Here is a 15,417-nt window from a genome sequence, read left to right as displayed (position 1 = left end):
CTATGGAAAATTCAAATACACATTCAAAAAAGGGAAACTACAAAACATTTTTTATAATGTTAGGCTGTTCATTTATTACAATGTACATCACAATGTATTTAAACACCTATGCGATAGACCACGTATATTTTAGCCTCACACGTTTTTATATGACCTGTTTAGGAATTTCAACTATGGCTGTAGTCATGTGGTTTTTTATGCGAAAAATGTATCAAGACAAAAAGAAAAATATAGCAATTTTAATAGGAAGCTTAGTATTGTTTGTTAGTGCTTTATCTTTAGTAAGAATGCAAAAACCAATTATTGGCGATATTTTATGGATGAAAGCCATGATACCACACCATTCGATTGCTATTTTAACTAGTGAAAGAGCAGATATTAAAGATCCAGAAGTAAAACAATTGGCAGAAGATATTATTACAGCTCAAAAGAAAGAAATTGAAGAAATGAAAGCCATGATAAAACGATTAGAAAATGAAAAATAATAAAATAATCATTTATGTAGGATTGCTTTTGTCTGGAGTATTGGTTGGTTGGTTGTTGTTTGGTGGTAGTTCCAATGAAGAAGCAAATCATAATCATGATGAGGCTTCGCAAACCAATCAAATGTGGACGTGCTCAATGCATCCACAAATTATGCAGCCAGAACCAGGTGATTGCCCAATCTGTGGTATGGATTTAATTCCTGCTGAAGCTGGCGCAGATGGTTTAACAGCAGACCAATTCAAATTGACACCAAATGCTATGGCATTGGCAAATATACAGACTACGGTAGTTGGTAATGGTTCAATTGAAAATGGCATTATAAAACTATCTGGTAAAATTGCTGAAAACGAAGAAGCAAACGCTGTGCAAGTCAGTTATTTTTCAGGTAGAATTGAGCGTTTAAATATCAGTTTTACAGGAGAAGAAGTGCGTAAAGGACAACTGTTGGCTACTATTTATTCACCAGAATTATACGCTGCACAACAAGAATTAATCACAGCATCTTCCTTGAAAGAATCTCAACCTGCTTTATACAAAGCGGTACGAAATAAATTAAAGCTTTGGAAACTTTCTGAAAACCAAATAAATCAAATTGAGGCATCAGGAAAAGTGATTGAAAACTTTCCGGTATATGCTACCGTTTCTGGTACAGTTACTGAAAAGCTTGTAGAACAAGGAGATTATATCAAACAAGGACAACCATTGCTTAAAATTGCAAACTTAAATACGGTTTGGGCAAATTTTGATGTATATGAAAATCAGATTGAACAATTCAAAAAAGGTCAAGAGGTTAAGGTAATTACTAATGCATATCCTAATAAAACATTTAAAGGAACGGTAGATTTTATAGATCCAGTTTTAAATACCAAAACACGTACTGTAGATTTACGCGTGGTTTTAAACAATAAAGAAGCCATTTTCAAACCAGGAATGTTTGTGTCTGCAGAAATTGAAAGCGATAAAATCAATTCAAATGAAGTGATAACCGTTCCGTCTTCTGCAGTACTTTGGACTGGCGAACGTTCTGTAGTCTATATCAAATCAAATCCTAACGAGCCTGTTTTTGAACTCAAAGAAGTCACTTTAGGTAATAAAATAGGCGATAATTACGAAGTGTTGGACGGATTATCCTCAGGAAACGAAATTGTCACCAACGGAACATTTACAGTAGATGCAGCAGCACAATTACAAGGCAAAAAAAGTATGATGAATCAGCCAGTTGCTAAAGAAATGACTGTAAATGAGGACTATTTAAAAATCATTCGATTAGAATCACCAAAAGCATTTCAACAGCAATTAAAACAAGTGTATGACAACTACATAAATTTAAAAGATGCTTTGGTGGAAGATAATTCAGAACAAGCAACTAGTGATGCCAAAAAATTAATATCAAGCTTTCGCAAGATAAATATGGAATTATTAACAGGCGAGGCGCACAAACAATGGATGACTTTAGAAGGTCATATTCAGTCATCTGCTAATTCAATTTCTAAATCCTCTGAAATTAAAACTCAAAGAGATTATTTCAAACAATTATCTACTCATCTAATAAAGGTAGTTCAATTATTTGGTGTCAATGAAAAAGTATATGTGGAGTTTTGTCCTATGGCAGATAACAATAATGGCGCATATTGGTTGAGTAAAGAAGAGCAAATCTTAAATCCTTATTTTGGCGATGCTATGCTTAAATGTGGTGAAGTAAAACAAACAATAGAATAAATAATATAAACAATAATTAAATTTTAAAACGATGAAGAAAGTAATTTTAAGTATAGCTGTAATCGTAGCTATGGGTTTAACAAGTTGTAAAGAAGAAGCCAAAAAAACAGAAGAAACTGTTTCAACAGAAGTGTCAGAAGTATCAAAAGACATTGCAATGACAGATTTATCCTTTGGCGTAAGAGGAAACTGTGGTATGTGTAAAGACACTATCGAGAAAGCCGCAAATGGAGTAGAAGGTGTAGCAACTGCAAATTGGGATACAGACAAAAAGAAAATAGATGTGTCTTTTGATAGCTCTAAAACAGATGAAATGGCAATTCATAATGCAATTGCAGCATCAGGATACGATACAGAAAAAGTAGCAGGAGATGAAGAAGCTTACAAAAACCTACCAGGATGTTGCCAATACGATCATGACATGGCAATGAATCAATCAGGAGATGTTAAAAGTGAAGATCATTCTAATCATGGTCATTAAAATAATCAACTTTTTTGTCACCTAAAAAAAATAAAACCCTGTAAATGAAATATTTACAGGGTTTAAAGGTGGTGCCTCCAGGAATCGAACCAGGGACACAAGGATTTTCAGTCCTTTGCTCTACCAACTGAGCTAAGGCACCAGTTGCTTAATTAAGCGGATGCAAATATATACTCCTTTTTATTATTCCCAAAAATAATTTTGTAAAATTTGATTTTATAAATTTGTGACTTATAAAAAGCTTATGAATCTTATTGTAGATGTGGGAAATACATTTGTGAAGTTTGCAGTTTTTAATAACGAAAAATTAATTCACAAAGCTAATTTTGAACTTTCAGAGTTCAAAAATCAGTACAAAAAGCTAAAAAAAGAGTTTCCGAACCTTAATCAAGCTATTATATCTTCTGTTGGAAAATTGTCCGAAAAGCAAATTCAAGTCATTAAAAAAGATATAAAAGTAGTTGAGTTAAGTTCAGAAACTATTTTACCATTCAAAAATGATTACGCAACACCTAATACTTTGGGAGTTGATAGAATAGCGTTAGTAGGTGCTTCAGTAAATAAATTTCCTGATAATAATGTTTTAATAATAGATGCAGGAACCTGTGTTACATACGATTTTATAACCGATAAAAATCATTATTTAGGTGGAGCCATTTCCCCAGGCATTAGGCTTAGATATAAAAGCTTAAATAATTTAACCGCCAATCTTCCGTTATTAGAAACAGCTATGCCAAAAACAATTACTGGTGATTCAACAGAATCTTCAATACATTCTGGTGTAATTATGGGAATTATTAAAGAAATTGATGGTGTTATTGATCAATATCGTGAGAAATACCCAGATTTAACAGTTATTTTAACAGGTGGTGATGCCAATTTTTTGTCAAACCAATTAAAAAATAGCATATTTGCGCATTCAAATTTTTTACTTGAAGGTTTGAATTTTATTCTAGATTATAATTCAAAATAATGATTAAACGACTCGTTGTAATTTGCATTACAATAATAAGTTATGGTGCTTATGCACAACAAGGCACTGCATCTCCATACTCTTTTTATGGAATAGGAAGCCTTAAATTCAAAGGTACTGTAGAAAACCGTAGTATGGGTGGTATAGGTGTTTACTTAGACAGTATTCATGTTAATCTTCGAAACCCTGCCTCTTACGTAGGTGATAATTTAAACGGTCCTTATTTCGATGGAGAAAGTAGACCAGTAAAGTTTACAGTTGCTGCTACTTCGAATAATTCTACACTTAAAAGTAATTCAGGAGAATCAGAAGCGAGTAGTTCAACTTTCGATTATTTGGCATTATCTGTGCCAGTAGGAAAATTTGGTTTTGGTTTTGGACTTTTACCATATACTTCTGTAGGTTATAAATTAGATGATATCAATGATAGTCAAGATTTAGAAAACCGTTATTTTGGTGAAGGTGGTGTTAATAGAGTTTTTGCTGGCTTAGGGTACAAAATTTCAGATAAGTTGAGCGTTGGTGTAGATTTTAATTACAACTTTGGAAATATCCAAAATACCGCAATAGCTGTTGAGTATACGCCAGAGGGTGAGTTAGTTCAGTACCAAACAAGAGAGTATAATAGGTCAGATTTAAGTGGTTTAAACCTGAATTTTGGGTTGGCTTACAGAACTATGATATCGGATAAACTAGAACTTTCTGCGACTTTAGCTTATGCGCCTGAAAGTAAATTGTCTTCTGAAAACCAGCGAAATATCTCTACAGTTGTATTAAATACTGATTACGAGGTTGTTGGTCTGGGAAATACAATTGAAGTTGATTTAGAGTCTCAAAATTTAAAAAATACTGATTTAACCATTCCTTCTCGATTAAGTTTTGGGGGAGGTATTGGAGCTCCAAGGTCTTGGTTTGTTGGTGCAGAATATACTCTACAAAATACGGCTGATTTTTCTAACCCAATATTTTCTAATCAAATTTCAAGCTTTGAAAATGCCTCTCAAATAGCACTTGGTGGTTTTTATATTCCTGATTATAATGCGTTTTCAGGTTATTTTAAACGAGTAGTTTACAGAGCTGGATTAAACTTTTCAAACACAGGCTTAGTTGTGAAAGATGAGTCCATCAGAGAGTTTGGCATGTCTTTTGGTTTAGGTTTACCAGTTGGGAATCGAAGTTTATTTTCAAATGCTAATTTAGGTGTAGAATTTGGGCGAAGAGGAACAACTAACGAAAATTTAATACAAGAGAATTTTATAAACCTCAATGTAAGTTTATCTTTAAACGCCAGATGGTTTAGACAAAAGAAGTATAACTAACGTAATATAATATAATTAAAAACAAGATGAAGACGAGAATTACAACAATGCTAATTGCACTTTTTGTGAGTTTCAATATAGGTTTTGCTCAGCAAGACGAAGAGTGTATGAATAACTTATCAATTTTTGATAGTTATTACAAAAGTAAAAAGTATGATGATGCTTATGGACCTTGGAAAACGGTAAGAGAAAAATGCCCTAAGTTCAATAGAGCTATTTATGCTTATGGTGATAATATTTTAGAGCATAAAATCGAAAATTCTACTGGTGCAGAGCAAGTAGCATTTATAAAAGATTTAATGTTATTATTTGACCAAAGTCATGAATACTTTTCATCTAAGTATTCTTTGGGTGAGATGTTAGTTAAGAAAGCGCAATTAGCTTATAAGTATAAAAACGAGCTGAATAAAACAGATCAACAAGTTTATGATATGTTTGATGAAGCTTATAAAAAAGATCCTAAGAACTTTGATAGTACGATAGGACTTTATACTTATTTTTCCATAGCTGTAGATATCTACGATGCAGGAGCGAAAACCCCAGATGATGCTCAAAAATTGTTCGACAAGTATGATGATGTAATGGAGCTTATTGAAAATGTAGAGGAAAACTATATTCAAAAATTAAATAAGTTAGTTGAAAAGGAAGAGGCAGGTACTGCACTCTCTAGTAAAGAACAAAAATATAAGGATAATTATGAAGCGAACTTAGAGGCTTTCGAAAAAGTAAAGTCTAGTATGGATAGTAAGCTTGGTGGTAGAGCTAATTGTGATGTATTAGTGCCTTTGTACGAAAAATACTTTGAAGAAAAGAAAAATGACGCAGAGTGGTTACAACGTGCAATGAATAAAATGGGAGAAAAGGAGTGTACTGATGATCCGCTTTTTGAAAAACTAGTTGAACAGAAGAATTCTCTTGAACCAGATGCTAAAACAGCTTATTATCTTGGTGTTTTGAAAGAAAAGCAAGGTAAAATGGCAGAAGCAGAAAAATATTATAATCAGGCTTTAGAACTAGAAACAGATCCACTACAAAAATGGAAGTTAGTAATGAGAGTTGCTGAGAAAAGTTACAAAAGAGGTAGTTTTGCTAAGGCTAGACAACAATATATGGAGGCTTTAAAATTAAATCCATCTAGTGGTGTACCTCACTTAAGAATAGCTGCTATGTATGCAAAGAGCGCAAATAGCTGTGGGGATACTAACTTTAACAAGAGAGCAGTATTTTGGTTAGCTGCAGATGAAGCTGAGAAAGCAGGTAGAGTAGATGGACGTTTAAAATCTACAGCTACAAAAACAGCGGCAAGTTACAGAGGTAGTGCACCATCTAAAGCAGATATCTTTACTGAAGGTAATGCTGGTCAGTCTTTAAAAATTGGATGTTGGATTGGAAGAACTATTACAGTTCCTAATATTTAATGATAAAACAAAATTTACATATCATAAAAAACTTAGTCACAGCAATTGCTGTGACTTTGTTTTTTTCATGTGAAAACGATTTTGATAAAGTGCAACAAGTTGGTGTGTTGCAAAATCAGCCCATTGGTGAAGCCGAAAATATAGATTTAAAATATACCGAATACGAAAACGACACTGTAAGATTAGTAGCAAACCTTCTTAGTCCAAAAATGCTAGATTACTCAAATAGAGGTTTCGCTTTCCAAGAATTTCCTGATGGTATTTTGCTAAAAGTTTATGATGATAATAGCAAACGAACAGACATTACTTCTAAATACGCTGTTTACTATGAGGAGACAGGTATTATAGATTTAAGAGGAGATGTTATTATCGCAACACATAGTAAAGATACACTTTTTACCGATCAACTTTACTACAATGAAAAGCTTGAATGGGTTTTTACAAATGAGCCTTTTTACTATAAGCAAACCGTAGGTTATACGAAAGGTAATGGTTTCGATTCTGATAAAAGTTTCAAGAATATTGAAATGTTAGAAATGGGTGGTGACTTTGAACTTGATAATTGATTACATTTGTATTGTAATTCAATTTTATTTTAATGAAACTATTAAAGTTTTTTCAATACGCTTATTTAATTTTTGCTGTAATATTTCTTTGGGACGCCATTCAAAATTGGTCAGAAGATAGAAATAGAACATATACTTCACTCTTTTTAGCAGCACTGTCGGTGTTTATGTATTTCTTTAGAAAACGCTTCAGAAAAAAAATTGAAGAACGAAATAAGAATAATAAGGATTAATCTATGACTGTAGATATAATCATTATTGTAACTACACTTATCCTTTCGGCCTTTTTTTCGGGTATGGAGATTGCTTATGTGTCTTCAAACAAAATTCACTTAGAACTAGAAAAAAAACAAGGAGATTTTTTAGGAAAGATTTTAGCTAGACTTACAGCAAAACCTTCAAAATATATTGCTACGATGCTTATTGGGAATAATATAGCATTAGTAATATATGGTTTAATTATGGGTGATGTGTTAGTAAGGTGGTTTCAATCAATGCTGCCAATCGATAATGCATTGTTGTCTTACTTATTTATAGACTTTCAGTTATTAACCCAAACCATAATATCTACTTTGGTAATTTTAATAACGGCAGAATTTCTACCAAAAGTATTTTTTCAGATATATGCTAACACTTTAATGAAGTTGTTAGCATTTCCGACGTATTTATTTTACATGCTGTTTTGGTTTATATCCGATTTTGTAATCTGGATATCAGATATCATTTTAAAATATGTTTTTAGGGCTGAAGGTGAAGATGTAGTTTTAGCGATGACAAAGGTAGAATTGGGAAATTATATCACGGAACAAATGGAGTCTGTTGAAGACCATGAAGATGTTGATAGCGAAATTCAAATTTTTCAAAACGCCTTAGAGTTTTCAGAAGTTAAAGCTCGAGAAGTTATGGTGCCTCGTACCGAAATTACAGCTGTAGATATTTCAGAAAGCATTGATAACTTAAGACAACTTTTTATAGATACAGGTAAAACCAAAATTGTAGTTTATAAAGATACTATAGATGATATTTTAGGTTATGTTCATGCTTTTGAATTATTCAAGAAACCAAAAAGTATAAAATCAATAATAATTCCGGTTGGTTTTGTTCCCGAAACTATTCTTATTAAGGATGTTTTGAATATTCTAACAAAAAAACGACGAAGTATGGCTGTCGTTATTGATGAATATGGTGGAACTTCAGGAATTATGACCGTCGAGGATATTATAGAAGAACTCTTTGGTGAAATTGAAGATGAACATGACACTGTAGAATTAATAGAAGAGCAACTTAGTGAAAACACCTATAGATTCTCGGCACGTTTAGAGGTTGATTATATCAACGAAACCTATAAATTAGACTTGCCAGAAGGAGAAAATTACGAAACTCTGGGAGGACTAATTGTTAATGCAACGGAAGAAATTCCGCAAGAAAACGACGATGTACTTATCGATAATTTTAAGTTTACCATACAAGAAGTTTCCTCAACAAAAATTGATGTGGTAGTGCTCAAAATTCTTGAAATAGACTAAGGATTTTAAGAGATTGTAAAAACTGAACTTCTCCTTTTATAATTTACTAGAAAATACTATTTTCGCACACTTATTTACACTAAATAAAACAAGACTATGGCAGTTTTAAATAAAATTAGACAACGTTCGCTTATATTGATATTAGTGATAGCTTTAGCGTTATTCTCTTTCGTTATTGGCGATTTGTTTAAAAATTCAGATGCATTGACGGGAGGTTCGCAAGATGTTGTTGCAACGGTTAATGGAACAGATATTGGAAGATTAGAGTTTCAACAAAAAGTAAAAGGTTACCAAGATAGAGTTGGTGGTAGAGTCACTTCTACACAAGCTATGAATACTATTTATAACCAAGAGCTTCGTAGAATTATTTTAAATTCTGAAACAGAAGCTTTAGGTCTTTCAGTTGAAAAAGATGAGATGCGTGATTTATTAAAAACTAGCTTTTCTTCTTACCCAGAATTTCAAGATCAAAATGGAAACTTTGATGTTAACCGTTTAAACGCTTTTATAGCTAACCTTAAAGATTTAAATGGTGAAGCTGCTCCATTAAGTAACTTCATGGTGACTTATGATAGCTGGACAAATAACGAGCAAAATATTGCAGCAAGTGCAATTCAGCAATCATATTACAATATGATTAAAGCTGGCGTAAGTGCGACGATTGCAGAAGCTAAAGATGAATATCTTGGTGATGCTAAAACTGTAGATGTAAAATATGTACAAATACCTTACACTACAATAGCAGATAGCTTGGTGCCTGTTTCTAAAAGCGAAATCAAATCTTATATGGAAAGCCATAAAGATAAATTTGAAGTTGACGCTAATAGAGAAGTAGTTTATGTAGAGTTTAAGGAAGAAGCTTCTAAAGCTGATGAGGATAAAATTAAAGCAGACTTGTTAGCATTAAAATCTGATAGACCAGAGTACAATGAAAGTAGTAAAAACACAGATACAATTTCTGGTTTTGATACGACTTCAGATGTTGAAGAGTTTATAAATACATACTCTGATATTAAATACAACGATGCTTACTTAAGAGCTAATCAGTTGCCAGCTGTTGCAAAAGATACATTACTAAAACTTAACGTTGGTGATTATTACGGACCTTATAAAGATGGGGAATTCTTTAAATTATCTAAGGTTGTTGCGGCAAAGCAAATGCCAGATTCTGTAAAAGTTCGTCATATCCTAATTCCTTATGTTGGTGGAACTAGAGCTGATGCTACAGTAACTAAAACTCCAGCGGAAGCAGAAAAAACTGCTGATAGTATTTTAACTGCAATTAAAGGAGGAACTAAATTCATGGACTTATTAGAATTATCTTCTGATAAGGTTAGTAATGAAAAAGATGGTGAAATAGAGTTTGATTACAACGCAGGTATGGCACCAGAGTTCAAAGCATTCTCATTTGAAAATGAAGTTGGTGATGTAGAAGTAGTTGGTACATCTTTTGGTTACCACGTTATTGAAATTTTAGAACAAAATAGTTTTAATAAAGCTATCAAAGTAGCAACTTTAGCTGATAAAATTGAACCATCTCAAGAAACTCTTGATGAAGTGTTCAACAAAATGTCAAAGTTTGAAATTGCAGCAAAAGATGGTGATTTTAGTGAGTTAGCTAAAGAACGTGACTTAACAGTGAAGCCAATTACATTTAATGAATTGGATGAAACTATTCCAGGTTTGGGAAGTCAAAGAGAAGTAGTGCGTTGGGCTTTTGATGAAGATACAGATGAAGGAGATTATAAAAACTTCTCAATATCAGGTTTCGGATTTATCGTTGCAAAACTTGTAGAGAAAAATGAGGAAGGCTTAATGAGTGTTGAAGATGCTTCAATCACGGCACTTCCAGAAATTAGAAAAGAGAAGAAAGCTAAAATGATTCGTGAAAAAATTACAACAACTTCTGTAGATGATATAGCTAAGAATAATGGTCAATCACCAAGAACAGCAGCGGCTGTAACTATTAAGAATACGACACTTTCTGGTGCAGGTGTTGAGCCAAAAGTTGTTGGTGCAGCATTTGGTTTAAAAGAAGGTGCAACTTCTAAACCAATTGATGGAGAAAAAGGTGTTTATGTTGTTGAGGTAACTAAAGTAAACGAAGCAACTGAATTAGAAAACTATGCTCCAGTAATGAATAGATTAAACTCTGAGCGTAGAAATACAGTTCAAACAAAAGTATATCAAGCTTTAGAAAAAGCTGCTGATATAGAAGATAACAGAGCTAAGACAGTTTATTAGTCTTCTAATCAATTTTAATAAAATAAAAAAGGGCTTTACGAAATGTAAAGCCCTTTTTTATTGATACGTTTTTATAGTTCTATTTTATTATTTCAGAATAAGGAATAATAGTATCAAGACCTTTAGACTTAAAGTAATCTGAAGGATTATTTTCCGAAGTAACTAATATAAAATCCCCTCCCCAAGCTCCAAGACTTTTTATAGAACCTTCGTAATCACTAAAGAATTTTGATTTGACTGGGTCTAGCTGAATAATATTAGAAATAATGGTTTCATGAGCATTGATTAAGTCTTCAAAATCGGGTAAGGACATACATGAAATCATGGTTTCTGTTATGCTGTTTACTTCATTAATTATAGAACTATTGATAACAGCATTCTTTTTGTAATTAGCAATACCGTCTCTGCTGTTTTGCTTTTTATTAAGATAAACAAAGAACAGTTGCTCTTTAAATGATGGGTTAAAATTAACCTCTTTTACAATTGGTGATCCATCAGTTATTTGATAAGTTATTGGCTTATCATTTTGAGCACAAGCTATATCATAACCACTTCCGCCAAAGGTCTTTTCTAAGAGCTTATAAGGATTTACATTAGCCCATTTTGCTAAATTATTAATAAGTGTAGATGATGTGCCTAATCCCCATTTTCTATTGAAGTCTAAGTGTGTAGAAACTTTATACCCTTTAGACTTTGACAAGAATTCAGGATTTAATTTAAGAGCAGTAGTTAGAATACTTTCAAGTCTATTTGTAATAGGATTGTCATCCTGAACTTGTTTCAGAATCTTACCATTTCCAAAAGTAAAAACACCTTCATACCAAAACTTTTCATCTTCATCAAAACTTTTCCAGCCGATAGTATCATCATCACTAGAATTAACCACTAAACTCTGACCATATTTTGTAGGAATCGCCAAGGCTTTAGCTCCATCTAAAACTAAATATTCTGATGTTAGTAATAATTTACCGTTGCTTCTAAAGGTTTTCAAGATTACTGTCTTAGTTTTTTTAGAGTATCAACCACAGCACTATGCGTTACAATATTGGTTTTAAAATGCTCAACGACTTTTTCCTTTTCTTCATTTGAAGCCTCAAATTGATTAAGGATATTCATCAAGTGCATTTTCATGTGTCCTTCTTGAATTCCGGTTGTAGTTAATGACTTTACAGCAGCAAAGTTTTGCGCCAAACCAGCAACAGCTACAATTTGCATCAGTTCTTTCGCATTTGGTTTTTCAAGCAGATCTAAAGCAAATTTCACCAATGGATGTAAACTAGTCAATCCGCCAACGGTTCCTAATGCTAATGGAACTTCAATCCAGAATCTAAAAGTGTCATCATCAATTTTACAGTGTGTTAAGCTAGAGTATTGACCACTTTTTGAAGCATAAGCATGAACACCAGCCTCAACCGCTCTAAAATCATTACCAGTAGCAAGTACAACAGCATCAATGCCATTCATAATGCCTTTGTTATGTGTAACTGCTCTGAAAGGCTCAACTTCAGCTATGTTAACTGCTTGCTTAAATTTTTGAGCAAATAATTGTGGATTGTTAATATCCTTACTTTTTAAGTCTTCAATTTTACAAGAAACTTCAGCCTTTACTAAGCAGTTAGGAACGTAATTAGATAAAATACTCATTACTATTTCTATATTGCCTTCAAGAATTTTTTCAGCTTCATCTTTAAATGTTGTTGCAAACTGCTCTAAACACGAATTAATGAAATTCGCTCCCATAGCATCTAGAGTTTCAAAAGTAGCGTGTAACTGATAGTAATTTTCTAAATCTTCAGTTTTATTTATCAGTTCAATATCTAGAATTCCACCACCACGACGCTCCATATTTTTTGTAATTGCAGAAGCATCAGAAATCAATTTAGGCTTAACAGTTTTGAAGAATGTTTCTAATTTTTCAAAACTGCCATCATAGGTAAAATGAACTTGGCCAATTTTTTCGGTGGATATAACTTCAGCCTTAAAACCACCACGTTCTAACCAAAACTTAGCAGCCTTACTTGCTGCGGCTACCACTGAACTTTCTTCAATAGCCATTGGTATGGTGTACAACTTTTCGTTGATTTTAAAATTTGGAGCTACTCCAAGCGGTAAATAAAAATTGGTTATGGTATTTTCAATAAACTCGTCGTGTAGCTTTTGCAGTTTTTTGTCGCTATTCCAGTATTGTTCAACAAGAGTTTTAGATTGATTTTTGTCTGTAAAATAGGTGTCTAAAAGCCAATCGATCTTTTCAGATTTTGAAAGCTTAGAAAAGCCAGAAATTGGTTTCGGCATGTTAAATTTAGTTTTAAAATACAAAGATACTTATCATTGGCATAAAATGTGTGCGCAAACTATCAATATTGCGGATTTACTGTTAATAATGACGGTTTTTTCCATAATTTTTAGTAAACTTGGCATTGCCTTATCGAAAAAATAAAATATGAAATTTAAACTTTTTGCAGCCGTAATTGGCTTTATTGCTACCTCCCTAATTTACAGTCAAGAAAAACAGATTACACTAGAAGATATTTGGAGTGGTGAGTTTAGAACAGAAGGAATGCAAGCGCTGCATTCTATGAATAATGGTAAGCAATATTCGGTTTTAAATTTTGATAGGCAAACCAGAACTTCAACAATAGATATTTACGATTATAAAACTTTGAAAAAGGTAAAGACCTTGGTATCCTCAGCAGATTTAGCTGAAGTCCGAGGTTTTTTTGATTATAGCTTTAGTGAAGATGAGTCTAAAGTACTTTTAACGACTAATTCCATTCCGGTTTTTAGACGCTCTACTTTAGGAGAATATTATATCTATGATATTGAAAATGAAAAAGTCACTAAAGTATCTAATGATTTAGTACAAGAGCCGACGTTCTCACCAGATGCTAGTAAAATTGCTTATGGTTTTGAAAATAATTTATACATAAAAGATTTAAAATCTGGTGATGTAAAGCAAATCACTTTTGATGGTGAAAAGAATAAAATAATCAATGGAATTACGGATTGGGTTTATGAAGAAGAGTTTAGTTTTGTAAGAGCTTTTGATTGGAATGCAGATGGAAATAAAATAGCCTTTATTCGTTTTGATGAATCCGAAGTGCCTGAATTTTCAATGGATGTGTACGGTTCGGATTTGTACCAAACACAACAGGTTTTTAAATACCCTAAAGCTGGTGAAGCTAACTCTAAGGTGTCTTTACACTTGTACGATTTAGATTCGGAAAAACTATCCGAAATTAAAGTGAACAAGTCTTATGCTGATTTTTATATTCCAAGAATAAAGTGGACAAAAGATGCTGATGTGCTTAGTGCTCAATATATGAATCGTCACCAAAATGAATTGGATCTTTGGTTTATAAATGTAAAAAGCAATACTGCAAATTTAGTTTTGGCAGAAAAAGATAAAGCTTACATCGATGTAACTTTCAATCTCACATTTTTAAAAGACAATAGCTTTATTTGGACGAGCGAAAAGGATGGTTTTAATCATATTTATCATTATGATAAAAATGGAAAGTTGATAAACCAAGTCACCAAAGGTAATTGGGAAGTAACCGATTATTATGGTTTTAATGAGAAGGTCAATACCATTTACTTTCAGTCTACGGAAAATGGTTCCATCAACAGAGATGTGTATTCAATAAAGCTAAACGGTAAAAATAAGGAAAGACTAACTAAAGCTGAAGGTACCAATAGTGCGTCTTTCAGTGCAGATTTTACGTATTTTATAAATACACATTCTAGCGCAACAACTCCACCAGAATATACTTTGAATGATGCTAAATCTGGAGAGTTGGTTAAAAGTATTAAGGATAATGATAAGTTATCTCAAAAAGTTGGAGACTATGTGACTTCAAAAAAAGAATTTAGTACCATAAATGTCAATGGTAATGATTTAAATATGTGGATGATAAAACCGTCTGATTTTGATCCGAAAAAGCAATACCCATTGTTTATGTATCAATATTCAGGACCAGGATCTCAGCAAGTCGCTAACAGATGGAATGGAGCAAATGATTATTGGTATCAAATGTTAGCACAGCAAGGTTATATTGTGGCTTGTGTAGATGGTAGAGGTACAGGTTTTAAAGGCGCGGACTTTAAAAAAGTTACTCAAAATGAATTAGGTAAATATGAGGTTGAAGACCAAATAGCTGCAGCAAAGCAATTAGGAGAAAGACCATACATTGACGCTTCAAGAATTGGTATTTGGGGTTGGAGCTATGGTGGATTTATGAGTAGTAATGCGCTGTTTAAAGGTAATGATGTCTTTAAAATGGCAATCGCAGTCGCACCTGTAACAAGCTGGAGATTTTACGATACAATCTACACCGAACGTTACATGACAACACCACAAGAAAACCCAAGTGGTTATGATGAAAACTCGCCAATAAATCATGTTGATAAACTAAAAGGTGATTTTCTGTTAATTCACGGTTCTGGTGATGACAACGTGCACTTGCAAAATACGATGAGAATGGTTGAAGCATTAATTCAAGCAGATAAGCAATTTGAATGGATGATTTATCCAGATAAAAATCATAGTATTTATGGTGGTAACACCCGTTTGCATTTATATAAAAAGATGACCAACTTCATCAATAAAACCTTAGGTGATAAGTTAGACAATGCTAAAGAAGAAAATCAAAGATCTAATATCAAAGGCTAATAGCTAATAAATA

13 protein-coding genes and 1 tRNA gene are annotated in these 15,417 nt (G+C 32.7%); 11 read left to right on the top strand and 3 right to left on the bottom strand.

Features of this window, described 5'->3' with window-relative positions; translation table 11 throughout:
- The first annotated feature begins 2 nt into the window (after window positions 1–2).
- The 3 genes from QGM60_RS02385 to QGM60_RS02375 are packed head-to-tail and all read left to right on the top strand — an operon-like array spanning window position 3 to window position 2,686.
- Window positions 3–485: a DUF305 domain-containing protein gene (locus QGM60_RS02385; protein WP_281138630.1), complete on the top strand. Its 483-nt coding sequence runs from the start codon at window positions 3–5 to the stop codon at window positions 483–485.
- Window positions 475–2,205 (top strand): efflux RND transporter periplasmic adaptor subunit, encoded by a 1,731-nt coding sequence (locus QGM60_RS02380; RefSeq protein ID WP_281138629.1) that lies wholly within the window; start codon window positions 475–477, stop codon window positions 2,203–2,205. Before QGM60_RS02385 ends, QGM60_RS02380 begins: the two co-directional genes overlap by 11 nt.
- Before the next feature lie 31 nt (window positions 2,206–2,236).
- Complete coding sequence (locus QGM60_RS02375; protein WP_281138628.1) at window positions 2,237–2,686, top strand: heavy-metal-associated domain-containing protein; 450 nt, start codon at window positions 2,237–2,239, stop codon at window positions 2,684–2,686.
- A 69-nt stretch (window positions 2,687–2,755) separates the two neighbouring features.
- On the opposite strand, the gene QGM60_RS02370 is transcribed toward QGM60_RS02375, so the two are convergent.
- Window positions 2,756–2,828 (bottom strand) — tRNA-Phe (locus QGM60_RS02370).
- A 102-nt stretch (window positions 2,829–2,930) separates the two neighbouring features.
- On the opposite strand from QGM60_RS02370, the gene QGM60_RS02365 reads away from it, so the two are divergent.
- From QGM60_RS02365 to QGM60_RS02335, 7 genes are all read left to right on the top strand, one after another.
- Window positions 2,931–3,659: a type III pantothenate kinase gene (locus tag QGM60_RS02365; protein WP_281138627.1), complete on the top strand. Its 729-nt coding sequence runs from the start codon at window positions 2,931–2,933 to the stop codon at window positions 3,657–3,659.
- The gene (locus QGM60_RS02360; RefSeq protein WP_281138626.1) at window positions 3,659–4,978 is read left to right on the top strand and encodes a hypothetical protein; all 1,320 of its coding nucleotides are present in this window, start codon (window positions 3,659–3,661) and stop codon (window positions 4,976–4,978) included. Before QGM60_RS02365 ends, QGM60_RS02360 begins: the two co-directional genes overlap by 1 nt.
- Before the next feature lie 26 nt (window positions 4,979–5,004).
- Complete coding sequence (locus tag QGM60_RS02355) at window positions 5,005–6,396, top strand: hypothetical protein (protein WP_281138625.1); 1,392 nt, start codon at window positions 5,005–5,007, stop codon at window positions 6,394–6,396.
- Window positions 6,396–6,962: an LPS export ABC transporter periplasmic protein LptC gene (gene lptC / locus QGM60_RS02350; protein WP_281138624.1), complete on the top strand. Its 567-nt coding sequence runs from the start codon at window positions 6,396–6,398 to the stop codon at window positions 6,960–6,962. The genes QGM60_RS02355 and lptC overlap by 1 nt, the downstream gene beginning before the upstream one ends.
- A 32-nt stretch (window positions 6,963–6,994) precedes the next feature.
- On the top strand, window positions 6,995–7,195 hold the full coding sequence (locus QGM60_RS02345) for a hypothetical protein (protein ID WP_281138623.1): 201 nt from the start codon (window positions 6,995–6,997) through the stop codon (window positions 7,193–7,195).
- 3 nt (window positions 7,196–7,198) lie between these two features.
- Entirely contained in the window at window positions 7,199–8,488 is a 1,290-nt protein-coding gene (locus QGM60_RS02340) for a hemolysin family protein (RefSeq protein WP_281138622.1), read from the top strand.
- A 96-nt stretch (window positions 8,489–8,584) separates the two neighbouring features.
- Window positions 8,585–10,732 (top strand): SurA N-terminal domain-containing protein, encoded by a 2,148-nt coding sequence (locus QGM60_RS02335; protein WP_281138621.1) that lies wholly within the window; start codon window positions 8,585–8,587, stop codon window positions 10,730–10,732.
- A gap of 79 nt (window positions 10,733–10,811) precedes the next feature.
- Here the strand turns inward: QGM60_RS02335 and QGM60_RS02330 are convergent, their stop codons facing one another.
- Both QGM60_RS02330 and QGM60_RS02325 read right to left on the bottom strand, forming a co-directional pair.
- The gene (locus QGM60_RS02330) at window positions 10,812–11,723 is read right to left on the bottom strand and encodes a GYDIA family GHMP kinase (RefSeq protein ID WP_281138620.1); all 912 of its coding nucleotides are present in this window, start codon (window positions 11,721–11,723) and stop codon (window positions 10,812–10,814) included.
- Between the two features lie 2 nt (window positions 11,724–11,725).
- Window positions 11,726–13,027 (bottom strand): hydroxymethylglutaryl-CoA reductase, degradative, encoded by a 1,302-nt coding sequence (locus QGM60_RS02325; protein ID WP_281138619.1) that lies wholly within the window; start codon window positions 13,025–13,027, stop codon window positions 11,726–11,728.
- A 148-nt stretch (window positions 13,028–13,175) separates the two neighbouring features.
- Here QGM60_RS02325 and QGM60_RS02320 point away from each other — a divergent pair, with 148 nt between their 5' ends.
- Entirely contained in the window at window positions 13,176–15,404 is a 2,229-nt protein-coding gene (locus QGM60_RS02320) for a S9 family peptidase (RefSeq protein ID WP_281138618.1), read from the top strand.
- The last annotated feature ends 13 nt before the right edge of the window (window positions 15,405–15,417 follow it).

It is taken from the genome of Winogradskyella sp. SYSU M77433 (assembly GCF_029911945.1).
In the GTDB taxonomy this organism is placed as follows: Bacteria; Bacteroidota; Bacteroidia; order Flavobacteriales; family Flavobacteriaceae; genus Winogradskyella.
The sequence above is the reverse complement of the archived record's forward strand: the minus strand, read 5'-3'. Positions and strand labels throughout refer to the sequence as shown.